General features: G+C 38.5%; 29 protein-coding genes. 18 read left to right on the top strand and 11 right to left on the bottom strand.

Translation table 11 applies throughout. From position 1 onward, the window contains the following. The 7 genes from KKF19_01845 to rsmA are packed head-to-tail and all read left to right on the top strand — an operon-like array spanning position 1 to position 7,128. The gene (locus tag KKF19_01845) at positions 1–1,224 is read left to right on the top strand and encodes a type II secretion system F family protein (protein MBU2579687.1); all 1,224 of its coding nucleotides are present in this window, start codon (positions 1–3) and stop codon (positions 1,222–1,224) included. Beyond that, positions 1,221–2,099, top strand: a complete 879-nt coding sequence (locus tag KKF19_01840) for a prepilin-type N-terminal cleavage/methylation domain-containing protein (protein ID MBU2579686.1) — start codon at positions 1,221–1,223, stop codon at positions 2,097–2,099. The genes KKF19_01845 and KKF19_01840 overlap by 4 nt, the downstream gene beginning before the upstream one ends. After that, positions 2,096–2,572, top strand: coding sequence for a hypothetical protein (locus tag KKF19_01835; GenBank protein MBU2579685.1), 477 nt, complete (start codon positions 2,096–2,098; stop codon positions 2,570–2,572). The genes KKF19_01840 and KKF19_01835 overlap by 4 nt, the downstream gene beginning before the upstream one ends. Next, complete coding sequence (locus tag KKF19_01830; GenBank protein ID MBU2579684.1) at positions 2,569–3,096, top strand: type II secretion system GspH family protein; 528 nt, start codon at positions 2,569–2,571, stop codon at positions 3,094–3,096. The genes KKF19_01835 and KKF19_01830 overlap by 4 nt, the downstream gene beginning before the upstream one ends. After that, positions 3,089–4,366 carry a hypothetical protein gene (locus KKF19_01825; protein ID MBU2579683.1) on the top strand — a complete coding sequence of 426 codons (1,278 nt, stop codon included), beginning with the start codon at positions 3,089–3,091 and terminating at the stop codon, positions 4,364–4,366. Before KKF19_01830 ends, KKF19_01825 begins: the two co-directional genes overlap by 8 nt. Then, positions 4,302–6,302, top strand: a complete 2,001-nt coding sequence (locus KKF19_01820; protein MBU2579682.1) for a UvrD-helicase domain-containing protein — start codon at positions 4,302–4,304, stop codon at positions 6,300–6,302. Before KKF19_01825 ends, KKF19_01820 begins: the two co-directional genes overlap by 65 nt. Beyond that, a complete protein-coding gene (gene rsmA / locus KKF19_01815; protein MBU2579681.1) occupies positions 6,292–7,128 on the top strand; it encodes a ribosomal RNA small subunit methyltransferase A in 837 nt (278 codons plus the stop codon). Before KKF19_01820 ends, rsmA begins: the two co-directional genes overlap by 11 nt. Here rsmA and KKF19_01810 read toward each other — a convergent pair. The 4 genes from KKF19_01810 to KKF19_01795 all read right to left on the bottom strand — a co-directional run bounded on the left by KKF19_01810 (position 7,111) and on the right by KKF19_01795 (position 9,909). Further along, positions 7,111–7,770: a conjugal transfer protein TraX gene (locus tag KKF19_01810; GenBank protein MBU2579680.1), complete on the bottom strand. Its 660-nt coding sequence runs from the start codon at positions 7,768–7,770 to the stop codon at positions 7,111–7,113. The two genes, rsmA and KKF19_01810, sit on opposite strands and share 18 nt — an antisense overlap. A 176-nt stretch (positions 7,771–7,946) precedes the next feature. Next, positions 7,947–8,471: a hypothetical protein gene (locus KKF19_01805; GenBank protein MBU2579679.1), complete on the bottom strand. Its 525-nt coding sequence runs from the start codon at positions 8,469–8,471 to the stop codon at positions 7,947–7,949. Positions 8,472–8,486: 15 nt separating this feature from the next. After that, complete coding sequence (locus KKF19_01800) at positions 8,487–9,089, bottom strand: hypothetical protein (protein ID MBU2579678.1); 603 nt, start codon at positions 9,087–9,089, stop codon at positions 8,487–8,489. Positions 9,090–9,231: 142 nt separating this feature from the next. Beyond that, the gene (locus KKF19_01795) at positions 9,232–9,909 is read right to left on the bottom strand and encodes an SH3 domain-containing protein (protein ID MBU2579677.1); all 678 of its coding nucleotides are present in this window, start codon (positions 9,907–9,909) and stop codon (positions 9,232–9,234) included. 174 nt (positions 9,910–10,083) lie between these two features. Between KKF19_01795 and KKF19_01790 the strand changes: the two genes are divergently transcribed. Genes KKF19_01790 through KKF19_01740 form a run of 11 tightly spaced genes read left to right on the top strand, consistent with a single transcriptional unit; the run spans position 10,084 to position 20,556 of the window. Beyond that, positions 10,084–11,061, top strand: coding sequence for a thrombospondin type 3 repeat-containing protein (locus KKF19_01790; GenBank protein ID MBU2579676.1), 978 nt, complete (start codon positions 10,084–10,086; stop codon positions 11,059–11,061). Then, positions 11,058–12,974 (top strand): hypothetical protein, encoded by a 1,917-nt coding sequence (locus KKF19_01785; protein MBU2579675.1) that lies wholly within the window; start codon positions 11,058–11,060, stop codon positions 12,972–12,974. The genes KKF19_01790 and KKF19_01785 overlap by 4 nt, the downstream gene beginning before the upstream one ends. Before the next feature lie 14 nt (positions 12,975–12,988). After that, complete coding sequence (locus KKF19_01780) at positions 12,989–14,872, top strand: hypothetical protein (GenBank protein MBU2579674.1); 1,884 nt, start codon at positions 12,989–12,991, stop codon at positions 14,870–14,872. 10 nt (positions 14,873–14,882) lie between these two features. Beyond that, positions 14,883–15,341: a hypothetical protein gene (locus KKF19_01775; GenBank protein ID MBU2579673.1), complete on the top strand. Its 459-nt coding sequence runs from the start codon at positions 14,883–14,885 to the stop codon at positions 15,339–15,341. Between the two features lie 3 nt (positions 15,342–15,344). Then, positions 15,345–15,620 carry a PrgI family protein gene (locus tag KKF19_01770; GenBank protein MBU2579672.1) on the top strand — a complete coding sequence of 92 codons (276 nt, stop codon included), beginning with the start codon at positions 15,345–15,347 and terminating at the stop codon, positions 15,618–15,620. Further along, the gene (locus tag KKF19_01765) at positions 15,608–16,255 is read left to right on the top strand and encodes a hypothetical protein (protein MBU2579671.1); all 648 of its coding nucleotides are present in this window, start codon (positions 15,608–15,610) and stop codon (positions 16,253–16,255) included. Before KKF19_01770 ends, KKF19_01765 begins: the two co-directional genes overlap by 13 nt. After that, a complete protein-coding gene (locus KKF19_01760) occupies positions 16,252–18,078 on the top strand; it encodes an ATP-binding protein (protein MBU2579670.1) in 1,827 nt (608 codons plus the stop codon). The genes KKF19_01765 and KKF19_01760 overlap by 4 nt, the downstream gene beginning before the upstream one ends. Further along, positions 18,053–18,349, top strand: coding sequence for a hypothetical protein (locus tag KKF19_01755; GenBank protein MBU2579669.1), 297 nt, complete (start codon positions 18,053–18,055; stop codon positions 18,347–18,349). Before KKF19_01760 ends, KKF19_01755 begins: the two co-directional genes overlap by 26 nt. Further along, entirely contained in the window at positions 18,346–19,071 is a 726-nt protein-coding gene (locus tag KKF19_01750) for a hypothetical protein (GenBank protein MBU2579668.1), read from the top strand. The genes KKF19_01755 and KKF19_01750 overlap by 4 nt, the downstream gene beginning before the upstream one ends. After that, positions 19,068–19,433, top strand: coding sequence for a hypothetical protein (locus KKF19_01745; GenBank protein MBU2579667.1), 366 nt, complete (start codon positions 19,068–19,070; stop codon positions 19,431–19,433). The genes KKF19_01750 and KKF19_01745 overlap by 4 nt, the downstream gene beginning before the upstream one ends. A gap of 10 nt (positions 19,434–19,443) precedes the next feature. Next, positions 19,444–20,556, top strand: a complete 1,113-nt coding sequence (locus KKF19_01740) for a hypothetical protein (protein ID MBU2579666.1) — start codon at positions 19,444–19,446, stop codon at positions 20,554–20,556. Here the strand turns inward: KKF19_01740 and KKF19_01735 are convergent. Genes KKF19_01735 through rnpA form a run of 7 tightly spaced genes read right to left on the bottom strand, consistent with a single transcriptional unit; the run spans position 20,516 to position 26,141 of the window. After that, positions 20,516–21,700, bottom strand: a complete 1,185-nt coding sequence (locus KKF19_01735) for an O-antigen ligase family protein (GenBank protein ID MBU2579665.1) — start codon at positions 21,698–21,700, stop codon at positions 20,516–20,518. The two genes, KKF19_01740 and KKF19_01735, sit on opposite strands and share 41 nt — an antisense overlap. Then, on the bottom strand, positions 21,701–22,975 hold the full coding sequence (locus tag KKF19_01730; protein MBU2579664.1) for an O-antigen ligase family protein: 1,275 nt from the start codon (positions 22,973–22,975) through the stop codon (positions 21,701–21,703). Next, positions 22,968–24,383 carry a flippase gene (locus tag KKF19_01725; GenBank protein ID MBU2579663.1) on the bottom strand — a complete coding sequence of 472 codons (1,416 nt, stop codon included), beginning with the start codon at positions 24,381–24,383 and terminating at the stop codon, positions 22,968–22,970. The genes KKF19_01730 and KKF19_01725 overlap by 8 nt, the downstream gene beginning before the upstream one ends. Then, the gene (locus tag KKF19_01720) at positions 24,373–24,642 is read right to left on the bottom strand and encodes a PRC-barrel domain-containing protein (protein MBU2579662.1); all 270 of its coding nucleotides are present in this window, start codon (positions 24,640–24,642) and stop codon (positions 24,373–24,375) included. Before KKF19_01720 ends, KKF19_01725 begins: the two co-directional genes overlap by 11 nt. Before the next feature lie 13 nt (positions 24,643–24,655). Beyond that, the gene (locus KKF19_01715) at positions 24,656–25,114 is read right to left on the bottom strand and encodes a KH domain-containing protein (GenBank protein MBU2579661.1); all 459 of its coding nucleotides are present in this window, start codon (positions 25,112–25,114) and stop codon (positions 24,656–24,658) included. Further along, a complete protein-coding gene (locus KKF19_01710) occupies positions 25,111–25,812 on the bottom strand; it encodes a YidC/Oxa1 family membrane protein insertase (GenBank protein ID MBU2579660.1) in 702 nt (233 codons plus the stop codon). The genes KKF19_01715 and KKF19_01710 overlap by 4 nt, the downstream gene beginning before the upstream one ends. After that, positions 25,803–26,141, bottom strand: coding sequence for a ribonuclease P protein component (gene rnpA / locus KKF19_01705; protein ID MBU2579659.1), 339 nt, complete (start codon positions 26,139–26,141; stop codon positions 25,803–25,805). The genes KKF19_01710 and rnpA overlap by 10 nt, the downstream gene beginning before the upstream one ends. Positions 26,142–26,144: the final 3 nt, after the last annotated feature.

The following is a 26,144-nucleotide window of genomic DNA, read 5'->3' as shown; positions in this document are numbered from 1 at the left end:
ATGCTTTACATCTACACCGCTAAAACCAAAGAGGGTGAGACCGAGGCGGGTCAATCGGAAGCGGCGAACGATTATGAATTAGCCGCCTTTTTGCGAAAACAAGGGCTTGTTTTGATTTCAGCTAAATTGGCCGAAATTGAAGAAACGACCGACCGATTTAATTTTAAAAAATTTGTTGAACAATTTGGGCACATTTCGTTAGTTGAAAAAATGATGTTCAGCCGAAATCTCGCGATTATGATTAAAGCCGGTCTCTCTCTTAACCAAGCGCTTGATGTTTTGGCGCAACAAACAAAAAGCCCCAAATTTAAAAAAATCATCAACCAAGTCGCGACAGACATTCAGCAAGGAAAATCATTTAGCGAATCGCTCGCGAAACATTCTGGCGTTTTTAACGATTTGTATGTGAATATGGTTAAAATCGGCGAGACAAGCGGGAATCTCAATGAAATTCTTCGAAGCCTCGCTGAACAGATGAAAAAAGACCATGATTTAATTAGCAGGGTTAGGGGAGCGATGATTTATCCCGCGGTCATTATCGCAGCTATGATCGGCATCGGAATTATTATGATGATTGTGGTGGTTCCGAAACTAACGGAGGTCTTCGTTGAAATGAAAATAGAATTGCCGCTCAGCACGCGAGTCATTATCGGCGTGAGCAATTTTTTACAGCACAATCTTATTTTTAGTTTTATTTTTTTATCTGTTTTTATTTTTTTCGCGCGATTATCAATGAGAATTAAATCTGTCAAAAAATTTCTGCACAATATTATCTTGCATCTGCCTATTTTCGGCTCCCTTTCCAGAAAAATTAATTCCGCCAGATTCGCTCGAAATTTCAGCTCTTTGGTTGAAAGCGGAGTGGCGATCGTAAAATCGCTGGAAATAACGGCTGGGACTTTATCTAATTTATACTTCAAAGAATCCCTCATCGCTTCCGCGCAACAAGTAAAAAAGGGGAAAGAATTAAGCGAAACCCTGTCATGCTATACAAACCTTTACGCGCCAATGATTATCCAAATGACTAGCGTCGGCGAGAAAACAGGCGATTTGGCGGGTATTTTAAATAATTTAGCCGATTTTTACGAGGAAGAAATAGATAATATTACAAAAAATCTCTCCTCAATCATTGAGCCAATTATTATGTTAGTTGTCGGAGCCGCTGTCGGTTTCTTCGCCGTTTCGATGATCCAGCCGATGTACTCAATGATGGGAAGCGTATGATTAAAAAAAATAAAAATTATTTTGTAGATAATAGTGGTTTTTCGCTGGTTGAAGTTTTGGTTGTTTTGGGGATTGCGGGGATTTTGATTGGCATGGCTGTTGTTGGGTTTCGTCTTTTTGAGAGAAAGACAGAATTGCAAAACCATAGCCAAAATATTTTAACTATTCTTGAGCTTGCTAGAACTAAGACCTTGGCTTCGGAGGACGCTTCTCAATATGGAATACATTTTGAACAGGATAAATATATTTTATTCAAAGGAGATGTCTATCAAGAAGAAGCGGGTGATAATAAGGTCTATCAATTACCATCTCGTTTAGAAATCTATAATATTGATTTGACTGGCGCGGCAAGCAGCACTGTCTTTCAACGAATCAGCGGAACCACTCAACAAGGCGGCGTTGTTGAATTAAGAATTATTTCCCAACCAGACGAAAATAAAACCATCAATATTCACCCTTCTGGACAAGTTGAATTAGGAACAATTCTTGACGCTTGCTGTATCGCTAATAGATTAACTGATACTAGACACATTCATTCAGAATTAATTTGGAGCATCCAGGGCGCCTCTGTTTTGTCGTTGTATTTCCCGGATACACCAGAAAAAACAGTTAATATCGCTATGGCTGACTATTTTAATTTAGACCAGACAGAATTTGACTGGTCGGGATCAATTGATGTTAATGGAGAAAATCAAGAATTGCGCATTCACACGCATTTTTTAGACGCGTTTGAGACGACACTCTGCGTTCACCGCGCTCAAGATACAAATAACAAGCCCTTGCAAGTTCTCATGGACGGTAAAGACATCATTTCCTATACAGCCGAAGGAGAAATTTCTGTCGGCGTCTACGGAGGAACTATTAAAGCGCAATGAAAAATTACAAACAACAAAAAGGGATTGGTATGATTGAAGTGATTGTTAGTTTGGCTGTCATTACTACGGCTTTTTGGGGGTTTTTGGAATTGGCCAAATTCGGTCTAAAAATTCAAGAAGAGAGTCAAGCGAAAATAGAAGCAAGCGGCTTAGCTAGTGAAACAATAGAAGCTGTTCGCGCCGCGCGAGACGAAAATTGGGACAATCTCGCCAATTTGTCTTTTGAAACAAGATATTACCCGATTATTTCGGAAAATAAATGGACATTAACCCCAACTAACCCTGGTTCAATTAATGGAATTTACGATCGTTGGTTTGTTTTGGAAAGGGTTTATAGAGACGCGAATGACAATATTGGTTCCTTAGGCGCGGAAGATTTTCTAACTAAAAAAATAACGGCTACGGTTGAGTGGAATAACCGAGAAAAAACGGAACAAATTAATCTAACAACTTATCTAACCAATTGGAAATGAACAACAAAAAAGGATTTACTTTAATTGAACTGATTATTTATGTGGCCGTTTTAGGTATTGTGGTTAGTTTGCTGACTTTATTTGTTTTTAATTTAATTAATGTCCAAGCGAAAATTAGAATTAGCAGAGAAGTTTTGGAAAATAGCCAACGATCTATGGAAATAATGCTTTGGGAGATTAGACGCGCTCAAGATGTATACTCATCAACCAGTTTTTTTGACAGCCATCCAGGCCAACTCTCTTTGAAAACGACTGAAAACGCTCCTTTTGGCGAAGAAATAACTTATCTTGATTTTTATTTAGACGAAAACAATCGGATTTGCTTAAAAAGAGAAGGTGTTGAAGCAGAAGCACTCACCGCGGAAAATATTAAAATAAATAATTTATCGTTTAGCCGTTTAACAACCAGCGGAGGCGAATCGATTAGAATCGAACTATCAGCCGCCTATAACAGCCCAAGTGGAAAAATCGCTTACCAAGCGACAACCACATTGGTTTCTTCAGCCAATTTACGCAATGACTAAAATAATAAAAATAAACGCGCGAGAAAAAGGAGGGGCTTTGTTGTTAAGCATTATGCTGATTTTATCAATCGGCTTAATTGTTGGTTCTGGCTTAAGTTTTTCAGCGTTTAATAGTTTGATTAGCGCGCGGGATAAAATCAAATCAATTGAAAGTTATTACGCCGCCGAATCAGGCCTTGAAGATAGTTTGCTGCGCCTCAAAGAAGGAATGCTTTTTCCCAGCCCAAATAGTTTATCAGTAGAAAACAATTCAACCGTTGTTGAAATATCGGATTTAATCGGCGGCTCTCAAACAATAACTTCGCGAGGCAACGCCGACGGACGAATTAGAAAACTAAGCGTTGCTTATCTTGTGACGACCGATGATGTTTCTTTCTTTTATGGCGCTCAAGTCGGCGAAGGAGGAATGATTATGGGCAATAATAGCCGCGTTGAAGGCAACGTTTTTTCTAATGGAAGTATTCTCCCGCTCGGAGGAGGGGTAAGCGAAATAACCGACACAGTCACGATCGCCATTAATGGAAACAAAATTGACAGCGTTAATGTCGGAGGTGATCTTTATACGCATTCCTGTCAGGACTCTGACATTACGGGCGTTCTCCACTATGTTTCAGGCGGCAGTATTGTTAATTGCGATTACGGAAGTTCTGAAGATATGGGACCTAATGAAATTGAAGCCAAAGACCTACCTATTTCTCAAGAGCAAATAGACAATTGGAAAAACGACGGGGCGGAGAGCGAAACATTTTCTGGCGATTACCTTCTTGATGGAGGAGCGGATTCTTTAGGACCGATTAAAATTACGGGTAATATGATTATTGACAACAGTTCTATTTTGAACATTACGGGATTGATTTATGTGGAAGGAGATATTATTATCAGAAATAAAGCGACAGTTAAATTAGACGATAGTTTTGGCTCAACGAGCGGAATAATTATTAGCGATGGCAGAATTACTGTGGGAAACAACGCCAATTTACAGGGCTCGGGACAAGAAGGAAGCTTTATTATGCTTCTTTCTACTAATAATTCTTTGGATATAGCTAGTCCAGCCGTTGATGTGAGTAATAACGCCCAGGGAGCGATTTTCTACGCTTCGCAAGGCCTAATCCATTTGCATAACAATATTTTAATCAGAGAAGCGACCGCCTACCAGATTGCTTTAGATAACAACGCGGTTATTAGTTATGAAACGGGCTTAGAAAATGTTAATTTCACCAGCGGACCAGGAGGCAGCCGCCGCGCCGAGAATTGGCGGGAAGTTGAGTAAATTAGCAATGGATATTTTATCATCTCTCAATCCAAAACAGAGGGAGGCGGCCGCCGCGACAAGGGGGCCGGTTTTAGTTATCGCGGGTCCTGGTTCGGGTAAAACAAGATGCCTGACTCATCGCATTGTTTATTTAATTCAAAAAGGAATTTACCCAGAAAATATATTAGCCGTTACTTTTACCAACAAGGCCGCCGAAGAAATGAGGGATCGGGTAAGGAAATTACTTGACGACTGGGGACAGTCCCCAAGAAAGGGGACTGTCCCCGAACCCACTATCGGCACTTTTCATTCTATTTGTTTAAGAATTTTGAGACGAGACATCGGCAAACTTTCTCTTGACGGTAAAGAGGGATACAAAAATAATTTTGTTATTTATGACACGACCGATCAACTTTCTTTAATTAAAAAAGCAATTAAGGACTTGGAAATTAGCCCTGACCAATTCAAACCCGCCTCCGTTCAAGCGGCGATTTCGCGCGCCAAAGATGAATTAATAGACGCCAACTCTTACGCGGAACAAGCGCGAGAATATTTTCCAAAAACCGTCGCTAAAATATATTTAGCGTATCAAGCGGCGCTCAAAAAATCCAACGCCCTTGATTTTGACGACTTAATTATGCTGACCGAAAAACTCTTGAGAGAAAACCCATCGGTTTTGGAAAAATACCAAAACAAATGGCAGTATCTTTCGGTTGACGAGGCGCATGACACGAATTTTAGCCAATACGCGCTCATAAAAATGCTTGCCGAAAAGCACAAAAATCTTTGGTTTATCGCCGACACTGACCAAAGTATTTATAGTTGGCGCGGAGCTGATTTTAGAAATATTCTTAATTTTGAAAAGAATTATCCTGAAGCAAAATTGGTCTTGCTTGAAGAAAATTATCGTTCAACTAAAAATATTTTAGAAGCGAGCCATCACATTATTGCCAAAAACACTCAACGCAAAGAAAAAAAACTTTGGACCAGAAATCCAGAAGGCGCGCTCATTAATATCATTCAAACAAATAACGAAACAGAAGAAGGCGATTTTTTAATTGAGGAAATAGTGGGATTGATGAGCGCGGAAGGGCTTAATTTAAACGACTTTGCTGTCCTTTACAGAACCAACGCCCAATCACGCGCGATTGAAGAGGCATTTCTTAAGGCGGGCTTACCTTATAAAATTGTTGGCTCTGTCAGGTTTTACGAAAGAAAAGAGGTTAAAGACATTTTGGCTTACTTGAAAATAATCTCCAACCCAGATGACTTGGCTGGATTGAAAAGAGTTATCAATACTCCGCCGCGAGGCATCGGCAAAATTACCGTCCAAAAGGAAATTTCCGATAGAGCGAGCATGGTTTTTGAAAGCAAAAACGCCAAAATTAAAAATTTCGCTCAACTAATCAACGAACTCAAAGACGCGAGCCAAAAAGAACCGCTGACAGAATTGATTAAAATAATTATTAACAAGACCGAATACGAAAATTATGTCAGAAAGATTTCGCCGACAACGGAAGAAGGGGAGAGACGATGGGAAAATATTCAAGAACTCCTTACGATTGCTGGCAAATATGATTCGCTTGAAAAAGAAAAAGGACTAGAACAATTTTTAGAAGAAATTATTTTGCTCACTGGGGCGGATGAACTCTCGCGAGAGAAGGGAATAATCAATTTAATGACCCTCCATTGCGCTAAAGGATTGGAATTTCCCGTTGTTTTTATTGTCGGCTGCGAAGAAGGAATTTTTCCCCATTCAAGAAGTTTGCTGGCGACCGAACAAATAGAAGAAGAAAGGCGGCTCTGCTATGTCGGAATTACCCGAGCCAAACAAAAGGCGTATCTAACCTTCGCCGCGCGCCGATGCCTCTATGGACAAACGATGGCGAACCCGCCCTCGCGATTTATTTCCAACATTCCGGAAGAATTGGTAGAATATAGATATGAAAACTAAAAATAATATTAAAAAACTCCTCAAACAATACAACATCCGTCCCAACAAAGTCCTGGGGCAGAATTTTTTGGTTGACGAAGGAGTGGTTGACCAGATGGTTAAGGCGGCCGAAATTTCTTCGGAGGATATTGTTCTGGAGGTCGGACCTGGCTTAGGCGCCTTGACGAGGAAAATAGCCCAAAAAGCGAAAAAAGTAATCGCCGTGGAAAAAGATAAAAAAGTCGCCGAGATACTAAAAGAAAATTTGGGCGATTTGGATAATGTAGAAATTATAGTTGGTGATATTTTGAAGATAATGGGGGCTGCCCCCGCCGCGGGGGCAGCCCCCATTATCTCCGCGCCCTACAAAATTGTCGCTAATATTCCATATTATTTAACTTCTTTTCTTATTAGAAAATTGCTGGAATCGGAAAATCCTCCGCGAACAATTATTTTCTTAATGCAAAGAGAAGTCGCGCGGAGAATATGCGCCTCACAAGGTAAAATGACCCTGCTCTCGGTCTCCGTTCAAATATATAGCCGTCCTGAACTTCTTTATGATGTTCCAAAACAATCGTTTTGGCCCAAACCAAAAGTTGATTCGGCTGTTGTCAAAATTAGCGATATCCGCAAGCCAAAAGATATTGATATGAAAAAATTTTTCCGCTTAGTTAAAGCGGGATTTTCCAGACCGCGCAAGCAGTTGGCGAATAATTTATCGGAAAAGCTAAAAATTAATAAAGAGGAAATAAAAAAAGCCCTGATTGAACTTGGTTTAGATGTTCAAATCAGGGCCGAAAGGTTAACGATTGAAGATTGGATTGGATTATTACATATAAATTTTTAAGAATATAAGAATTAGAATGTGCGCCGGATAGAACCAGTAAAACCACATGCGGGGAAAACGCATACCGTGAGCGCCGTTGTAGAAAAAAATAGGGAGTAAAGCAAATAGAGAAAAATATTGCAGTGAATTTGTTCCAGGTGGAATTTTGAATGAGACTGAAATCGCGATTAAAATAACAACAAAAGCAATATCTCTAATCTTGTGGCGTCTAAACCCGCGCAAAGCGCAGATAAGGAGCACTCCGTATGCTCCGTAATCAAACCGCAGCAACTCTGCAACTGTTGCTATCCCAATTAGCGCGGTTATGCCCGTAAAAGTAGAGTATCGATTTAATGCAATTAGTCCTAATAATCCAGCGGTAAGCGTAAAAAATATATTAAATCCTCCTGAGTACGGAGCGCTGCCGACCTTAAAAAGGAAATAATGCGGCACAAAAGAGATAAGGGCAAATATTGCAAGACGAAAAAAATATTTTTTTACATTGCTCGTTTTTTCATAGCCTTCGCCTATAAGAAACGCAAAAATTGGCAATGAAATTCTTCCTATAATTCTTAGCCATAATATATGAGGAAAGAACAAAAAACCGACATGGTCCGCGACCATAGTAATTACGGCGATAATTTTAAGGGAAAAAGATGACATATTCTATAATCTCAATTATACACTTGAGATCTGACCTTGGATTTAAATTTTATCACCTTTGTTTAAAACTGCCAAATAAGAAAATAAAAAAAGCCCTGATTTATTCTGCCAAATCAGGGCTAAAGATTATGACAGGGACAGTCCCTCGTCGCGAGGGACTGTCCCTTAATCGCCTGTTATTGGTACCCACCGTAAACGGTTGTGCGCTTGTCATAGACAATCACGCGCCAGCCGTAGTACTCGGTCGCCCATCTGCTTAAATCGTCCTCTTTAAATTGAGCGACTGAAACTTTAATTATTTCCGTTTTTGGAATTTTTTTCCATCCTCCGTAGGCGGAAAAATATTGCCATCTCTCAATGTGGAGAAAGTGCTCGCCGGGAGGAAGATTGAATTCTCTGATTTCGTTTGGATTGAATTCTGGCGGACCTGTTTCTGGTCCGATTAGGGTAATTCTTTGCCCGTTTGCTATTAGAAAAACCTTCGGAATATACGGGAACGCCTGATTTTCTATACATCCCCTCGTTAGGTCTGGATAAACATAAGATGTCTCAAAAAATTCTTCCTTCTGTTCTGCTTTTTCGCCTGTAGGAATTTCTTTAATAACAATCCTCGGGTTTTGCGATTTGTATATGATTGGTGGCGACTGATAAGCGCACGCCGCGAAACAACCAAGAAAAAATATCACGAGAATGCTTTTCATTTTTTACCTCCTTTTTTACGGTTCAATTTGGATTTTAATTCCGAATCTCGCTGGACCGCTTGTGTCGACATCGGGCAAGTCAATGATTTCGTCTGCCCAAATTGTTCCGAGGTAGGATTTGCACGAATCACGAGTGGCGTTATAACTTGTCTTAACAAAAATCGCCCTCTCGCCTAAAAACGCGCCGTTTACCCGCAAGTCGCGGACATAAAGAGTATAGCGACTGTTCGGCTTGAGATAAACAACAGCCGTTTGACTCGCCATTTTGCCGCCCTTAAATCTCATATAACTACAAGGAAGAATGAAATTACTCCTCCATTGTCCTCGCGTTTGGGGAGAAATAATTTCCTCCGACTTGAAGATAAGGTCTCTTCCTCCTATTTGAAGCAATTTCAAAGGAGAAACAGCAAAGACCTGATTCCCTCTTTCGTCGCAGGTCTTTAGGTCGTCAACGCCGTAAGAGCCAGCGAAAAGCCATATTTCTCTATCTGCTTTTGTCGCGTTCGCGATAATAACCATCCCCGGCTTTGGGGAGGGGAGACCTCCCGCGAAACAATAAATTGGGAAAAGCGCCATTGCCACTATTGCTGCTATTGTCAAAAATCTTAATCTTTTCATATCTATACCCCCTTTTCTTAAGTTTAGTTGTTAAGTTACTGGTTTAGTCATACAGTATTTTAATGAATATGTCAAGAAAAATAGAAAATGAAAAAGCGCTGGGATGATTTTTTTGAATCCCAGCGCCTATTAACCGATTCCATTAAATCCCGTTTGGACGAACAAGAGTATTGTAAATATACCCGATTCGTCCAGTTTTTACTAATTTAACTTTTAGCCAATTTCCCTCTTCATTGAGGAAAATTAACTCGGCGCCCTTCGGCGCGACCGCGACAATTTTGTAATTCGCGCCCGGTCCTTCGCGGATATTGCTGATTTGAATTGTCGCCCCTGTGACTGCGTCAACAACATCAGAATCGCCTTTATTAGCGATTGTTCCACCGCGACATTTTTCCTTAATCGCTTTAACGATTTCTTCCGCGTAAGTATAGTCCTTGTTACGAGTAAAAGGGATACCTATTTTGCTTTTTCTCGCCCTGGCTTGAACTTTCGTCATTTTATTAGAAAACGACGAAAGGATAATATGAACTTTCTCATGACGAGGCGAACTTCCGATAAGCAAAACTTCTCCTATTTTTTCCTGTTCTCTTCCTGATATGGTAATTCCCATTTCTTCAGCAACCGCCATCGCCGCCGTTTCGGTCTGATCTATGTCGACTTTAGCCACATCTTCCGCGTCAGCATCAGTTTCTATCCGATGTCCTTGCCACGCGGCTACTCCCAAACTGGTGGCAAGAAGTGTTTCAGCGCAGCCCGTTATTACTAAAGGCAAAAGCGCCAAAAAAACTAAAAACGAAAATCTTTTTATTAATCTATCCATTGTCTCCGCCTCCTTATGTAAAATGTTAAAGAAAATTTATTTTCCTTATTATAACCGCAAGAGCAATGTTTTGTCAAGCCCCGCGACCCAAAAATGAATTTTTCCTTGTCACGCTGTGGATAAGTAAAAAGAACGAACTTGGGAAATGCTGTAAAGTATTGTATAATACTATCAATGAACCAGTTTAAAAGAAAGTTTTATATCATTGCGGTCGTTTTGACATTGCTAGCGGGCATATCCGTCGGCGGATATTTGGTTTTGAAAAGCAAATCAAGCCGGGCTAATTTTCTTGAACAACTTATCACCCAAAATTTAAGCGCTGAAAGCATGACTAATGACCCAGACCATGACGGGTTAGATGACTGGGAAGAAAAAATTCATAAAACAGACCCTCGCAATCCAGATACGGATGGAGACGGTTATTCGGACGGAGAAGAAGTTGCCTCCGGATACGACCCACTCAAAAAAGCGCCTGATGATAAATTAGCGAGCGCGGATAAAAGCGACAGCAAAAAAATGGAAAGACCAGACCCTGGAAATTTAAGCCAAATGTTGACTTATCTTATAGGCAAACAAATGAGCAATGATTCTTTTGGTTTGCCCAATATTCAAGATCTCGCTTTGTTAGAAAAAACAGTTGAAGAAGCGGCAGATGAAAATGTCGCTAAAGCCCTACGAAAATCCTCCGCTAATTTTTTATCAGAGTTTATCCCTTCTTACCAAAAGGAAGGTTTTGAATTCCAAACCACAAAAGAGAATAATTTAGACGCTATTCGCAATTATGCCGGACGACTTCAAGACAGGACAAAAGATATCGTGAAATGCCCAATAGTAAGCATTGGGGACGATGCCGATATTATTCAAAAATTTATTGAAACAAATAATTTTGAGGGAGCTGATTGCTTGGCGGAAAGTTATTTACAATCATACCAAGCAATATTAAACGAGCCAATTCCTTTGGACTGGGTTGATATTCACAAAAAGACGCTTTCTGTTTTTTGGTCAATGTCTAAAGTTTATCAGCATATTCCTGAACATGAAAAAGACCCTCTTAAGGGAATACTTATTTTGAAAAAATTTGAAGAAACTGCTAAAAACTTACGCAGTTTGATTGAGGAGATAGTGGTAGATTTAGAAAGTCGTCAAAAATGATATTTTTTCAAAAAACAATTTTACAAAAATTTACTTCCACAGCTTTAATTGTTTGCTTGCTTTTTTCAGTAATGGGAGCAGTTTTTCTTATTCCTAAAAAAGCGGCGGCAATACCCGTTACAAATACCGAGTCATTGTCATGGACAACCGTCTTCCAAACCGTATTGGACAATGTGTGGAATTATATCAAAAGCTCGTACGACAAATTGTCCGATCTTTCTTTAAAAACAATAGCGGCTTGGACTATTTGGAAGAAAGCGCAAGATCTTATTACCTGGGCGGCCGCGGTTCTCTTGAATGTCCTTTTGCATCAAATACTCGCCCAATTAACGAACGATATTACCGCGTGGATTCAAAACGGGACAGAACCAAGATTTTTATCTGAAGGGCTGGATGATTGGCTAGGAAGAGCGGCTAATAACGCTGGTGGAAATTTTGTTGACCAATATTTAGGCGCGGGGTGGCTTTGCGAACCGTTTGATCTGGATATAAAAATCGCTTTAAGGGATGTGCCAACATTTGAAACCGAAGCCGAATGCACGCTTACGGATATTGTGGATAATATAGATGATTTTTATGACGACTTTACGACCGGCGGATGGAAGGGATGGATTGAATTGACGAAACCGCAAAACACTTTTGCGGGAGCTTATCTACTCGCCAAAGACGAAAAAGTAAGAGTTATGACGCAAGAAATAAATAACGCGCAAAAGGATTTAGAAATGGGCGAAGGATTTTTAAGTCCCAAGGATTGCTATTGGTATAGCGCGGATGGAGATTTAGTTGAAACGCAAACAGATGTCTGGGGTTCGCCGTCTCTGCCTAGTGATTGCCAGCCAGACCCAAATAATAAAGGGTTTACTACAGCAGGATACACCGCGCCTTGTTCTAAAATATGCCAAATCAATACTCCTGCTTCGGTGGTAAAGGATGTTGCCAGTAAATCAGTCACTACCGCTTTTGATAAAATGAACACATATATAGGAGCGGCATTGTCAAAAACAGGACCTTACGCGGTATATATCCAAGCAATCGCCGACGCTTTAATTAACCGAATTCTTACCGAAGGCAAAGGGCTTCTTCAGGCGGATGCTGTGCCTTCGCCCAAATACGGCGATACGGGCGAATCAGAAAATTTGCCTGAAATCGTAGACACAGAGGACAATTACACGGCTGAAGCGTCCGCCAACGAATTAATAACTAACTTAAATTCTCTTGAAGAAACGCTTGATGATTACCTCATTCCGAAGCAAGAAGAAACCTTGGTCGCGTGGAATTTGGTCTATGACGCTTATGAAGACGCTATTCCTTTCTTGGAAACAACCATGGCGGAATGTTCAGGTGTGATCGCAGATAATTACACTTGGGCTTCAAGCACAAAAGCAGAAATTATTAATAATATCTTGCCTTCTATTGAAGAAGAAATTAATCAATTAGAAGAAGATATTTTTAATGCTAACGAAGCAATTTCATTAGTTAGCGTTGCTATGTTTTCCGTTGAAGATTTAATTGTTGAAATAAGAGAATGGGAAGCTCTGTACGAAGAAAGTTCAGGAATAGAAACAGATGAAATAATCGCGGCGCAAGATGATATTGATGTCGCGAAAGAGGTTGTTATTGGAGATGTCCAAGATATTTTAATAGTATTAAACCCTCTTCTAACCTCTGTTAATCTTAACGAAACAGCGACTAGAATTGATGACTTGTCCGATGAAATTTATGACGCTCTTACGGAAGTGCTAATGTTGTACTCTGATCTCGCGGGAGAAATAGGAGACCCAACCTATCCTAATTCCGGCACGATTTACGCTGAATTAGAAGCTGCCAATGAAATAATAGAAGAAGCCAAAGCAAAAGCAACTGCGTGTATTGACGAAAAAAATCGCCTCGCGGCAGCAGCGCGAGATAATTAAGACGATTTGCATTAATGTCTAACTTCTTTCTAAAACACAAAAAAATTATCGCGAGTTTGTCGCTCATTTTGGCGGTGAGCGCTTTTGGTATTTTTGTTTTTAGCGCGGGGGAGGCGAGGGCAAGTTGGGCGGAAAATGCTTTTTTTGGAGTTGTTTCAGGCGTTATCAGCGCGATTGGCGTTGTATTTACCTCTATTTTTTCCATCATTTTTTATCTCGCGTCAATGCTTTTGGAAATGGCTTTTGGATTAGAAAAGTTTACAAATATTAGTATTGTGAAAACAGGATGGGGAATTACGCGCGATGTGGCAAATATGCTTTTTGTCATAGGACTCATCATTATTGCTGGAGCGACCGCCTTAAAAATAGAGTCGTATGATGTAAAAAAATTACTGCCAAAACTTATTATCGCCGCCCTTTTGATTAATTTTAGTTTAGTTATTGGTGGCGTAATTATTGATTTTACTCAAGTCGCAACTCATTTTTTTTACGAGGAAGTAACTTCTGAAATGGGCTTTACGGAGCAATTGGCAAAACTTATGAAAGTATCAAGCGCTTTGTCTATAAATGAAAATGCCGATGCTGGAGAAAAATTAGCAGCCGGCGCAGCTGGGGTTTTGATGTTGATTTTTACCCAGCTTGCCTCTGTAGTTTTTTTATTTCTTGCTTCAATCGCGGTCGGCATAGGCGCTTTCTTTTTAATAGTTAGAATGATTACGCTTTGGATTTTGTTAATTTTAGCGCCCATGGCTTGGGCTATGTGGGTTTTGCCCGCAACAGAAGATCTTTTTAGAAAATGGTGGAGTAATTTTTTTAAATGGTCTTTTTTCGCCCCTATTTACGCCTTTTTTATCTATTTAGCGGTTGAAGCGACTAATAGCGACTCGCTTTCTAATATTATTAATGATGAAATGGCAAGCATTGTTGAGGCGACAGGATGGAAAGAAACTTTTTGGAATGGTCTTATGTCTTCACCAAATGTGTTGATGCAATATTTAGCCGCCACTGGATTTCTTTTTGGAGGAATTATCGTCGCGCAAAAATTGAGCATTTATGGCGCCGCTGGAGTAATAAAAATGGCGCAAAACGCAGGAAAAGGAGCTGGTGATTGGGGAAAGAGAAAAGCGTTAAGAGCGGGCGCGATACCATCTGGCTGGGCTGGAGAAAAGTTGAGCGCCGCGGCCGAACGAATGGGATGGACGGGCAAATTAACTGGAGCCAAGACATTAATGAAGCAAGGTGGCAGAGGACTCCGTTCTCTTTCAGAAATAGAAAGAGCGGCAACAGGAAAAGAAAAAGAAAAATACAAGAGTTATACCACCGACAACCTTCAACGGACAAGCATGGCGGTTGACGGGAGAGCGAAAGTGGCTATCGCTCAAATTTTAGCCGAGAAAAAAGCGTTTAAGGAAAACGAAAAGACGGGCTATACCCACGAAGAGATTCAAAAAGCGATTAAAATCGCCCAAAGACACGGACAAGAAGGAGATCTTTTGTCGGCCAGGCCGGATATCGCGGCTTCTATGGCATTTAACGCCGCTCCTTTAGGGAAAAAAGACGAAGCGGCAAAAGCGGCGCTTGAAAAATATATTTCTTTCACAAAGGATGGACTGTCAAAGATACAATCTGAATCGCTTGGCGGAGAAAGTCCCAATTCCGGTCAAGCGGCGGTTCAAGGATTTATTAAAAAATCCATAACTGAAAAAGGTGGAAAAATGAATCCCTCAACGCTATCCAAATTACATGAAAGCAACCCTGCGTTATCCAACCATATTACAGAAAAGGCCATCAAGCCAATATATCAAGATGAAGCAAAAAAGAAAAAACTTAAAGAAGATAGGCCTGATACAGCTAATTATGTTGAAAGCAGCGCGGGAAAGGCGCTGGGGATAGTTTAATTTTTAACTTATGCTTAACCAAACGCAAATGGAAGCGTTAAAAGATATTCCAGATCCTTTATTAAAAAAAAGGTACTTAAAATTTCTTCAACTTCCGCAAAAATTAAGAGAAACAATTCCCTCTGTGGAAACAGCTGATAAAATAAGAGCGGTGGCTGAAAAAAACAAATTAAGCAAAAACCAACTTTGGGACTTTTCTTACATTGTCGGGATGGTTCTTTTGGGCGAGACAAATATTACTGAATTTGTAAAAGAAATTCGTGACAAATGCGGATTAAATGAAGAAACAGCTCGCCAAGTCGCGCGCGATGTTAATCAATCGGTCTTTCTGCCCGTTAAAGAAGAACTTAAAAAAATTCATAATATCGCGCGATGGCCAAGAGAAGAGGAGCAAAACGCGCCAAATAGAACAATAGAACCCAAGCTAGAAGGCAATATTGTTAATTTAAAAGCAACCCATAATTCATAATTCATGCAATTTCAAGTTCCACAATTAATTGACATTGAAGATAAAATCATAGGCCCTCTGACATTGAAGCAATTTTTATATTTGGGAGGAGGGGCAATGGCAGTCGCTTTTCTTTGGAGTGTTTTAACTTTGGGAGCGTTTATTATTGTTGCCGCTCCGGTTATTGCTCTCGCGTTGTCTCTCGCTTTTTACAAAGTAAATGGACGACCTTTTGTTAATTTTCTGAATTCATTCATTACTTATTCAGTCAAACCAAAATTATATTTATGGAAAAAATAAACGCCGCTTCTATTCAAAAACATATAGAGATTAAAGAAATTAGAGATGATGTTATTTTTCTTAAAAATGGCGGGATGCGCGCTGTTTTAATGACAACAAGTTTAAATTTCGCTTTAAGGTCTGTTGACGAACAGGACGCGATTATTTTTCAATACCAAAACTTTCTTAACTCGCTTGATTTCTCAATCCAAATTGTCGCCGCTTCGCGAAGATTTAACATTAAACCATATCTTGAAAGTTTGGAACAAAAACAAATAAAGCAAGAAAATCAACTTTTAAAAATGCAATCTTACGAATACATTGATTTTGTTAAGGGCTTGACCGAATTAACCAATATTATGACTGAATCGTTTTATGTGGTTGTTCCGTATAGCCCTTCTATTGTCAAAAAATCCAGCTTTTTTGATGTTTTTTCAAGTAAACAAAACCATTCCGCTAAAGAGCAAAAATTTCAAGAAATTAAAAACGACCTTTGGCAAAGAGTAGAGTTTGTTGTCTCTGGTCTGCGCGGCGCGGGAGTTAAAGCGATTCCCTTAAAAACCGACGAATTAATTGAACTTTTTTATAAACTGTATAACCCCAGCGCCAAAGAAGACGCTGAAATTAAAAAATCTAAAGATATGAGAAACCAATGAACCTATTCAAAAAAACAAAAGAAACAAAATCGGAGGACTTGCTCCCAGGAGAACCGACTGAAACGATTGATTTAATCGCTCCTGCGGGAATGATGATTGACTCTAATTATTTACAAATCGGCGAAAAATACGCGCGAACAATTTTTGTTTTCTCTTTCCCTCAAACGATAGTGTCTAATTGGCTATCTCCTGTCATCACGCTTGACCAAGAGATGAACATCGCTCTCTTTATCCATCCAGTTGAGACAAGCGCCGTCTTAAAACAATTAACAAAAAAAACAGCGCAAATTCAATCTCAAATATCATTCCAGCAAGGAAAGGGGAAGGTTCGCGATCCCGCTTTAGAGTCAGCGCTAAGAAATGTTGAAAATATTAGAGATAAACTTCAAGAAGGGAACGAACGCTTATTTAAGTTAGGGATTTATATCACTTTCTTTGCCGACTCTCCAAAAGACCTTGATAGCGCTGAAAATAAAATCCGAGCGCTTTTGGAAAATCAGATGGTCCACGCCAAACCAGCCGTTTTTCAGCAAGAACAAGGATTTGTTTCAACGCTTCCTCTACAAGAAGACAAATTGCTTGTCCATAATAACTTTAACACCAGCCCTCTTTCTTCCACATTTCCCTTTGTTTCATCTGATTTAAGCGATAGTAAAGGAATTCTTTACGGCATCAACCGCCATAACAATTCCTTAATCTTGTTTGACCGCTTCAGTTTAGAAAACGCGAATATGGTCGTATTCGCAAAAAGCGGATCTGGCAAAAGCTATTCCGTAAAGTTGGAGATATTGCGTTCGTTAATGCAAGAAACCGATGTTATTGTTGTTGACCCGGAAAAAGAGTATAAATATTTGGCTGAAACGGTTGATGGAACATTTATTAATATTTCTCTTTCTTCTAGGCATTATCTTAATCCATTTGACCTGCCCGTTCCGGGACCAGACGAAAAGCCATCTGATATTTTAAGAAATAATATTATTAGTTTGGTTGGATTAATAAGAATTATGCTCGGTGGACTGACACCGGAAGAGGATGCGATTGTAGATAAGGCGTTGACTGAGACATACGCCGCCAGAGATATTACAGTAGATTCCGATTTTAGCGCGATTGCTCCTCCGCTCATGCAAGATTTTCAAGCTATCTTAAAGGGAATGACCGGAGCTGAAAGTTTAGTCGTTCGCTTAGAAAAATTTGTCAGTGGAAGTTACGCGGGATTTTTTAATCAACCAACCAATGTTAGATTAGACAAAGAATTGGTTGTTTTTAGTATTAGAGATATGGAAGAAGAATTAAGACCTTTGGCAATGTATATTATTTTGCGATATATTTGGAACATTATCCGCACAAAAAGAAAGAAGAGGATGATGGTTGTTGACGAAGCGTGGGTGATGATGCAACACGAAGACGCTGCTTCTTTTCTCTATGGAATTGCCAAGCGATGCCGCAAATATTATCTCGGACTAACCACAATCACACAAGATGTAGCCGATTTTATACAATCCAAATATGGCAAGCCGATCGTCACGAACTCATCTATCCAACTTTTATTAAAACAATCGCCCGCCTCAATAGACCTTATTAAAGAAACATTCAATTTAACTAATCAAGAAAAATATATGCTTTTGGAAAGCGCTGTCGGGGAGGGGATTTTCTTTGTTGGAGCAAAACATGTCGCAATCCAAATAGTCGCTTCTTACACAGAAGACCAAATTATCACATCCGACCCAGCGCAATTATTGGAAATCGAAAAAGCAAAAGAAGAATTAGCAAGAGAAGAAGAAGAAAGAGAAAAAGAAAATGAAAAAAATAAAAGCGCCCTCTAGCAACATTACTGACGCCGAGTTCGCGATTATCGGCTTAATCGCTTTCGCGAATGATTTTTGCGATTGGTTTGGATTGGACTTGCTCTTTTTTAGAATGATTGACACGATGACCGCTTTTATCCTTGGTTTTTGGTGCTATTTTCGCCTTCATAAGTTTCCTGCCGGAAAATTTAGCGGAACATTCCTAATTGAACTTATTCCTATCGTGGGCGATATTTCCCCAACTTGGACTATTTTTGTGGTAAGTATGTATTTTGAACAAAAAAAATGATTATTTTTAAAAAAAATTTATATTTTTTATTAGTTCTTGTCTTTTTTCTTTTGCCTATTGCTTTAATTCAAGGACAGTCTTCAGATATAGAAGTTGTTCTTACTTGGTCAACCAATACATATACTCACCCCACTTATACAGGGAAAGCCCTTCCTGACAGAGAAAGCTCCGTGGAGGTAGTCGCTAATATTTTTTCTCAAGAAGTTAATCCCCAAGAATTAGTTTATAATTGGTTTTTGGATGACCGTATTCAAAACGAAAATTCAGGAGAGGGAAAACAAATTTTTAGGTTTAATATGGGAGGAAGTTCCGCTAAAAAATCTATTAAATTAGAAATTAAAAACCAAGAAGGAGCGACTATAGGACAACCTTATTATTTAGTGATTAAACCGCAAGAGCCAGAAATTATTCTAAAAACAAACTCTCTTTTTAACGGATATTTTGGAATTACGCCAAAATACCAGGTCTCTTCTAATAAAAAAATTGTTTTTTCCGTTCAGCCATATTTTTTTAACATTAAAAATATTGAGGAATTAAATTACCAATGGGAACTTGGCGAAGAAAAAGCCGTTCTGACAGACGAGAAAAGTCCTGACATTCTTACTCTTGAAATTGGACAATTGGTGAATTCTTTTACGAGAAATTTAGTCGTCAAAGCGGAAAACAAAAACAATCCGCTTCAAAAAGCCCGCCTAACCGCGGAAATAAATTTTAAACCATGAAAAAAAATCTTTATAAAATTTTATTTGTCATCACTTATTACTTGTTGTTTGCCGCCGATTTCGCTTCAGCTGGCTACAAAATAGAAATTGCTTTGCCTAATGTGGTCTCTGGCAAGGAAGTCACATTTCCTGAATATATCGGATATCTTTACACATTTGGAATAGGTTTTGTCATTGTCGCCGCTTTGGGCGGGCTGGTTATTGGAGGTTTTTCCTATATGCTTTCTGATGTCGTGACAACAAAAGAGAAATCCAAAGAATACATTTGGGGAGCGCTTTCTGGATTAGTTTTAATTCTCGCCGCTTATTTAATTTTAAGCAAAATCAATCCAAATTTAGTCAATTGGTCAATAACACTATAATCACAAAATTATGCCTCTCAAAAAAATACTCGTAGTTTTAATTGTTTTGCTCGTTTTGTCGGCAACTCTTTTGCTTATTTATAATTATTTCTTCAAAGAAGAAATGGAGCCATCTGATGGAGCAGCAGAACAAGCAACGCAGTCCTATTGGAGCGATAAAATAAAGACCATCTCTCAAGAACCAGCAATGGGAGCGGCTGTTGACGGACAAAAAATTAAATATTATTCATCCAATAATGGCAATGTTTTTGAATCCGATTTTGACGGCTCAAATCAAACGCGCGTTTCGTCAAATATTCTGACGGACCTTTTGGAAATTCTTTGGTCGCCAAGTAAAGATAAAGTAATCGCCATTTTTGATGAAAGAGGATTGCCAAAAAAATATCTTTACGACTACTCCACAAAGATAACCACTCCTCTTGCGACGCAAGTCCGCTGGATTGCCTGGTCACCCGATGAGGATAAAATCGCTTACCAATACTATAACTCCCAAAACGAAGATAATAATATTAGCATATCCAACCCCGACGGTTCCGAATGGGTTAATGTTTTTTCAACGAGAATGAAAAACCTAATTATAGAATGGCCGAGTCGAAACAAAATCTCAATTAGAACCAGGCCCAGTGGCTTAGCTAAAAGCATTGTTTACGCGATTAACTTGCCCAACAACAATATTGAAAAAATATTGGGCGAGGCATACGGGATGTCTGTTCTTTGGTCGCCCAATAGCAATAAAATACTTTTTTCGGAGACAAACAGCGATGGCAAGAACTTAAAATTAAAAATAATGGATTGGGATAAACAAACCATTAAAGAATTAAGTTTTATTTCATTGCCCGAAAAGTGCGCTTGGAGCCAAGATAACCGAAATATTTTTTGCGCCATTCCAAAAAAAATATCGTCTTCAGCTGTTTTGCCTGATGATTACTACAAAAACAAAATTCTTTTCTCTGACGATTTTTGGAGAATTGATTCAGACACAGAAGAAGCAATTAAAATTTTTGAAGGAGAAGACAATCTAGAAAATAGTTATGACGCTCAAAAGGTAATTCTATCTCCGCAAGAAGATTATCTTTTCTTTATTAATAAGAGAGACGGATTGCTTTGTAGTTTAGAGCTATAATCAGCCAAAAAACAACCGCCAAGTCATTTTTCCAGTAAGTTGTGTCAACTAATCCGTGAATTAGAACACAAATCATCGTCGCCATTAAAATAATGGCTAATGAGTTTATTTTTATTCTAAAGAACCTAAATAAGAGCCAAATAAATCCGAGCAGGCCGAGTAACCCTGTTTGGAGCCAGAACGCCAGAAAGAGGTTGTGGGGCTGAGGAACGGCCCATTCAAGATAGGGTTCAAGGGTTACTTGGTATTTCAAATAATATTCTTGAAATAGTCCGGGACCAATCCCATTAAAGGGATGGTCTTTTATTATCTCCCAAGCGCTTTGCCAGATTACGAAACGAGAAGACAAAGAGGGATAAGAAAAATCAATCATTCCCTGAAATTTTTGGCTATTAATTTGAAAAGCGAAAAAAGAAGCGACAATCAGAAACATAATCCCTATTAAATAAAAAATCTTTTTCTGTTTTTTTATCGTCGCTAAAAGAAAAAACAAAGAAGCGATCAGTCCAATCCACGCGCCATAAGAATAAGTTAAATACAAAACAACAAGTAATGAACAGTGAGCGGCAAACAAGAAAAATTTAATAATTTTTTTATCAAAAACAAAATATAAATAAAGAGATAAAATCAAAATAGGCGATAAATACATCGCCAAGTGGTTGGGGGATTCGTAAAATGCTTTCAATCGGCCATCATAAGTCAGATTATGACTGAAAAAATAAAAAAGAGCGATTAAAGAGACCCAAAAACCAGAAAAGAACAGGGATGAAATAATTTTTTGAACCTGTTTCCCATTTTTAATCGCGTTTAAAACGACAACAAAAAACAGCAAAGGAACAATAAACCAACTCTTCCATATCCCAGCGCTTGTGATAATATCATCCGAAAAAATAGTTGAGATGCTCGCGCCTAAAAAGATAAGTAAAATCGGCGGGAAAAATGAACTTTTAAACATACTGCGCGATATTTCAGGTATTTTGTTAAAATTTCCAATAAACCAAGCGAGGAACAAAACACTAACAAGAGCTTCTAAAAGATTAGTCGGAATAAGCCAAATTTTGAAAGAAAAAATGTATGTTGGAATTAAAAAAACAACCAAGTAAATCCCAAAGTTAATAATTTTTTGAAAAGATAAAACTAACATTTAATGTTGTTTATTGGGCGCTATTATGATCGCGCTGGAAATTCCCAGAATGACCATTAAAAGAGATAAAACCGAAGGGTTATAGACGGGCGTTTCAAAAAAACTATGGACTAAAAAATAAGAAAGAGAACCAAGCAGACCGATAATAATGTACTTTTCTTTTGTATTATCTGATTTTTTAAGCTTTTGAAACAACTGCCAAATAGTTCCTAAGAGTAAAAAAAGCCAAAAAAACAAGCCCAGAAACCCAATTTCCGAGAAGATGTCTAAGTAAAGATTGTGCGCCGTAATTGGATTTCTGTACCCAAAACCCGAGTCAACAACAGAAGAATAATTCCCCAATCCAACCCCGCTCCAAAAATATTGAAGACCCGTTTGCCCTGATTGTCGCCACATTTCCAACCTGCCAGAGTTTGAACCTTCATCTGCGTCAAAGGAAGAATAAAATCTATCCGAAATTGGAGTGATTGGAATAATAAAAACCAAAATCAGCGAGCAAAGCGCGACCGCCGCTTTTTTGTTTTTAGCGAAAAACCAAAAAAGAACGCCCATAAAAAGAAAAGCCGCAATAATCGCCAAATAAGCGCCCCTCGCGAAAGACAGAAGTAAGCCAACAAACATTAAAAAGAAAAATATATAACTATTAAAATAAACCGCCGCCAGTGGCGCAAGCATTCCTACATAAAAAGAAAACATATGAGGGTCAGAAAATAAAGAAAATGCCCTCATAATGGTCTCGCCGTTCACATTAACCAGCCAGCTTGGGTAAGATAAAAGCATCGCGCCAAAGTTAAACCCTGAAAAAACTGGAACAACATTCCATGCCCAAAAATTATAGACCCCTTCTAATCCAAAAACGAAAACAGATAGAAACTGAAGCAAACCGACAAGCGCGAAAACAGCGCCGCCTCCGACTAAAATTAAAATTATTTTTTTAATTTTTTCTAAATTATTAACCAAAGCAAGCGTTAAAAAATAGAGCGGGAAGACGGACATAAAAAATACAATTTTTCTCAACCCCCAAAAAACATTTTCCGCTCCAATTAGCGACAGAAAAGCAGCGACAAAAAAAAGAATTAAGCCCGCGCTTTGGATGTTTTTAAGATAAACTCCCTCGCGAATAGTTTCAAAAATTTTTTTATAATTTTTCGCTAGCCAAAAAAGAAAAAAGAGAACAATTAAAACCCTCAAAGAAGACAAATCAAAACCGCGCGCCGGATTGAGGGCGACCTGAAAGGGGAGGTATAAGATTAGCAAGAGAAACCAATTATGCATCTTTTTTGATTAAAAACATTATTTCCTCCGAAGAGACGCCTTTAAAAAGCCAAAGACATACGAAATAAATCAAGGCCGAGAGAGGAGCCAAAATAAACAAATGCCAATCGCTTAAAAAATAGAGCGGCAAAATCATGATTAGAACGGCCGCCGCGCATTTAAAAATAATTTTGAAAGAATGTAGATAATTTAACGATTTATAAACAATAAAAATCATCATCGCCGTAACAATTAATTCCGTTAAAACAGTCGTCCACGCCGCCCCATAATAAGAATATTTAGGGATAAAGATAAAGTTGGCCGCCAAATTAAAAATTGCTCCGAACCCATAAATAACTGTTAACGCCTTTTGTTTTTTTAAGGAAATAATTATATTGGAAAAAAGAACTCCCAAAAAAATTACACCTGCGGCGATAATTAAAACATTTAAGACGCCGCCAGACAAAATAAAATCATCGCCGCCAATTAGAACAACTATTTTAGAAGAAAGAAAAAAGATGCCCGCCATCATGGGAAAAATGAAAATTAGCAGGATATCAAGCGTTTTTTGGGTGATTTTTTTAAATTTATCTTTTTTAAAAATGGCGTATCTGGACATCAAGGGCATAATCAACCCGACAAACATCGCCGGAAAAAAGAGCAAACTTTCCAAAAGTTTATAAGAAAGATTGTAAATACCGACATCAACAGGCGACTTCATTAAAGAAAGCATGATTGTGTCCAGTTTAAAATAAATTACAGTAAAAACAATCGCCAAGGCTAAGGGCAGAGATTCTTTTAGTATTTTTTTCCAAAAAATAAAATCAAACTGAAAGGAAACGGGAATAAATTCGCGAGTAAAAAGAAAGACCAAAATAAAATTAATTAAAGCCCCGCCTACAAAAGCGGCGACAATCGGCAAAAAGCCAAAATCGCGCCAAATAAAAAAAACGACCAACCCCAACTGTGTCAGCCGCCCAAGCAATTCACCCGCGATAATCCGATCCATTTTTAAATGTTTTTGGAAAACACCCACTAAAACCTGTTGATTTGAAAGAGCCCAGAAACCAATTGCCCCGATTAAAACCCCAATTTTAACCTGTTCAGGATAAGGAAAAAAATAAACAACCACAGGAGCAAGTCCTAAAAAAAACAAGCCGGCAAAAAATCGCAACGAAAAAGCGTTGCTGACTATTTTCTTCTCATCTGCTCCAATTCTAGAAATATCCCTCAAACAAACCGAATAAAGCCCTAAATCCGCCAAAACATTAAAAAAATAAAGGAAAGCCAAAATGGTCGCGTAATAGCCAAACTGAACTTGTCCTAAATAACGAGCAATTAAACCAACCGTTATTAAAGAAAGAGCTAGTCCAATAATCCTAGCCCCCGCCGAAATAATCGTGTTGTAAGCTATTTTTCTACTTAGCATACTCAACCACAGAAGGCGCTTTTTCTTTCTCTGGAATAGCCGCGTCTTCAACTATAATTCTGTCTTTTTTGATCTCAATAATTTGACTAGCGTCGATAATTAACGGCTCTTTGATTAAATTAAAAAAGTCCCCTGAAACGAAATATTTAACAATATTCTGTCCGGAGACATCCACTTGAAAATCAGTAACTCTGCCCAAAGAAGAACCGTTTTGGCTAAAAACTTTATTTCCAATAATTTTTTTAGCGTTAATAAGCATATGTTCTATGTTCTTAATAATTCGCGGGTTTTACAACAATTCTTCTTTCCGCGCCTTCGCCAACGCTTTCCGTGCTAATATCCAAATTTTCAGCCAGAACCAAATGAATAATCCTTCTCTCGTAAGCGGGCATTGGGCGGAGAGTGACCGACACCTGGTCTGATAATGTTTTTTGGGCGATATTATTAGCCAAATCCCTTAATGATTCTATTCTGCTTTTGCGATAAGAATTAACATCTAAAATAAAATGAATTGGCTCTTCGTTTCTCTTGTTTACGACAATCCTCGCTAAAAATTGCAAAGCATCCAAATTGGCCCCCGACTGCCCGATTAAATATCCCGCTTGTTTGGTTTGAATGTTCGCTAAAACATCATCCTTATTAAAAGAATCAATATCAACCTCGCCCTCAAAACTCATTTTTCTCAACAATTCCTCCACTGTTTCTTTGATAATATTGTTTGTGTTTGTCATGTTTTTGTAAAATGTTGTTGGATAATTCCGAAAAGAGTAATCACTACCCAATAAAGAGGAAGGGCGGCTGGCAATCTCCAAGCGATAAAAACAGTGATGATGGGCATAAAATACATCATTTGCTGGCCCATCATAGAAGCCATATCTGAACCCTTACTTTTTTGCCCAACGCTTTTTTGCGGCATAATCATCTTTGATTGAACAAACTGTAGTCCGCCTGCCAAAAGAGCTAAAAAAATACTTCTTTGAGAAAGGTCAATTAGTCCTAAAAACATAAAGTTAAGCGTTTCTGGTTTTTGAATAAATCCGTAAAGATTATTCATGTTTTCAAGATTAAGACCTGTGAAAAAAACTCTGTATAACGCGATTAAAACTGGGAATTGAACTAAAATAGGCAAACAACCAGCCGCTGGATTAATTTTATGCTTTTTATACAAAAGCATCATCTGTTTCGCTTGCTCTTCTTTGTCTTTAAATTTTTTCTGAACCTCTTTAATGTCTGGCTGCAGCTTAGCCATCGCTTTTTGCGACTGGATGGCTTTTTTAGAAAGAGGATAGAGAATAAAGCGGATGATAATAGTTAAAATAACAATCGCTATTCCTAAATCGCGAAAAGGAAGGATGTTATATATCCAAATTAAGGCGTTTAATAAAGGAAGATAAAGAACTTGATCAAATATTTTTACTATTATTTCCATATAACTTTTTTATATAATCCTACTAATTCTTCTTTAATCTCGCTGTATATTTTTTCTTTAATTACGGGGTCAACCATAACTACAACATCAAACCCTTGCTTTAATTCATTAAAAATTAGCCGCGTTATTTCTTCTAGTCGCCGTTTAATTTGGTTTCTTTCCACCGCTTTTTTAGATACTTTTAATCCCACAATAAACCCAAAGCGATTTTTTTGAAGGTTGTTTTTCGCAAATTTTAATTTAATAAAACTCTTCTGACAATATCTTCCGTTGTTAAATACTGCCTTAAAATCGTTTTTCTTTTTTAGTTTATGTTCTTTGGGTAACATGCG

The sequence above is a fragment of the Patescibacteria group bacterium genome, assembly GCA_018830295.1.
GTDB lineage: Bacteria > Patescibacteriota > Minisyncoccia > Portnoybacterales > UBA2143 > JAHJSM01.
Note: the sequence above shows the minus strand (reverse complement) of the source record. Positions and strands in the feature narration are given on the sequence as shown.

What these genes read in the sequence shown, in the direction of transcription:
- KKF19_01845 (MBU2579687.1), top strand. Translation starts at nt 1, where the DNA reads ATGCTTTACATCTACACCGCTAAAACCAAAGAGGGTGAGACCGAGGCG.
- KKF19_01840 (MBU2579686.1), top strand. Translation starts at nt 1,221, where the DNA reads ATGATTAAAAAAAATAAAAATTATTTTGTAGATAATAGTGGTTTTTCG.
- KKF19_01835 (MBU2579685.1), top strand. Translation starts at nt 2,096, where the DNA reads ATGAAAAATTACAAACAACAAAAAGGGATTGGTATGATTGAAGTGATT.
- KKF19_01830 (MBU2579684.1), top strand. Translation starts at nt 2,569, where the DNA reads ATGAACAACAAAAAAGGATTTACTTTAATTGAACTGATTATTTATGTG.
- KKF19_01825 (MBU2579683.1), top strand. Translation starts at nt 3,089, where the DNA reads ATGACTAAAATAATAAAAATAAACGCGCGAGAAAAAGGAGGGGCTTTG.
- KKF19_01820 (MBU2579682.1), top strand. Translation starts at nt 4,302, where the DNA reads ATGTTAATTTCACCAGCGGACCAGGAGGCAGCCGCCGCGCCGAGAATT.
- rsmA (MBU2579681.1), top strand. Translation starts at nt 6,292, where the DNA reads ATGAAAACTAAAAATAATATTAAAAAACTCCTCAAACAATACAACATC.
- KKF19_01810 (MBU2579680.1), bottom strand. Translation starts at nt 7,770, where the DNA reads ATGTCATCTTTTTCCCTTAAAATTATCGCCGTAATTACTATGGTCGCG.
- KKF19_01805 (MBU2579679.1), bottom strand. Translation starts at nt 8,471, where the DNA reads ATGAAAAGCATTCTCGTGATATTTTTTCTTGGTTGTTTCGCGGCGTGC.
- KKF19_01800 (MBU2579678.1), bottom strand. Translation starts at nt 9,089, where the DNA reads ATGAAAAGATTAAGATTTTTGACAATAGCAGCAATAGTGGCAATGGCG.
- KKF19_01795 (MBU2579677.1), bottom strand. Translation starts at nt 9,909, where the DNA reads ATGGATAGATTAATAAAAAGATTTTCGTTTTTAGTTTTTTTGGCGCTT.
- KKF19_01790 (MBU2579676.1), top strand. Translation starts at nt 10,084, where the DNA reads ATGAACCAGTTTAAAAGAAAGTTTTATATCATTGCGGTCGTTTTGACA.
- KKF19_01785 (MBU2579675.1), top strand. Translation starts at nt 11,058, where the DNA reads ATGATATTTTTTCAAAAAACAATTTTACAAAAATTTACTTCCACAGCT.
- KKF19_01780 (MBU2579674.1), top strand. Translation starts at nt 12,989, where the DNA reads ATGTCTAACTTCTTTCTAAAACACAAAAAAATTATCGCGAGTTTGTCG.
- KKF19_01775 (MBU2579673.1), top strand. Translation starts at nt 14,883, where the DNA reads ATGCTTAACCAAACGCAAATGGAAGCGTTAAAAGATATTCCAGATCCT.
- KKF19_01770 (MBU2579672.1), top strand. Translation starts at nt 15,345, where the DNA reads ATGCAATTTCAAGTTCCACAATTAATTGACATTGAAGATAAAATCATA.
- KKF19_01765 (MBU2579671.1), top strand. Translation starts at nt 15,608, where the DNA reads ATGGAAAAAATAAACGCCGCTTCTATTCAAAAACATATAGAGATTAAA.
- KKF19_01760 (MBU2579670.1), top strand. Translation starts at nt 16,252, where the DNA reads ATGAACCTATTCAAAAAAACAAAAGAAACAAAATCGGAGGACTTGCTC.
- KKF19_01755 (MBU2579669.1), top strand. Translation starts at nt 18,053, where the DNA reads ATGAAAAAAATAAAAGCGCCCTCTAGCAACATTACTGACGCCGAGTTC.
- KKF19_01750 (MBU2579668.1), top strand. Translation starts at nt 18,346, where the DNA reads ATGATTATTTTTAAAAAAAATTTATATTTTTTATTAGTTCTTGTCTTT.
- KKF19_01745 (MBU2579667.1), top strand. Translation starts at nt 19,068, where the DNA reads ATGAAAAAAAATCTTTATAAAATTTTATTTGTCATCACTTATTACTTG.
- KKF19_01740 (MBU2579666.1), top strand. Translation starts at nt 19,444, where the DNA reads ATGCCTCTCAAAAAAATACTCGTAGTTTTAATTGTTTTGCTCGTTTTG.
- KKF19_01735 (MBU2579665.1), bottom strand. Translation starts at nt 21,700, where the DNA reads ATGTTAGTTTTATCTTTTCAAAAAATTATTAACTTTGGGATTTACTTG.
- KKF19_01730 (MBU2579664.1), bottom strand. Translation starts at nt 22,975, where the DNA reads ATGCATAATTGGTTTCTCTTGCTAATCTTATACCTCCCCTTTCAGGTC.
- KKF19_01725 (MBU2579663.1), bottom strand. Translation starts at nt 24,383, where the DNA reads ATGCTAAGTAGAAAAATAGCTTACAACACGATTATTTCGGCGGGGGCT.
- KKF19_01720 (MBU2579662.1), bottom strand. Translation starts at nt 24,642, where the DNA reads ATGCTTATTAACGCTAAAAAAATTATTGGAAATAAAGTTTTTAGCCAA.
- KKF19_01715 (MBU2579661.1), bottom strand. Translation starts at nt 25,114, where the DNA reads ATGACAAACACAAACAATATTATCAAAGAAACAGTGGAGGAATTGTTG.
- KKF19_01710 (MBU2579660.1), bottom strand. Translation starts at nt 25,812, where the DNA reads ATGGAAATAATAGTAAAAATATTTGATCAAGTTCTTTATCTTCCTTTA.
- rnpA (MBU2579659.1), bottom strand. Translation starts at nt 26,141, where the DNA reads ATGTTACCCAAAGAACATAAACTAAAAAAGAAAAACGATTTTAAGGCA.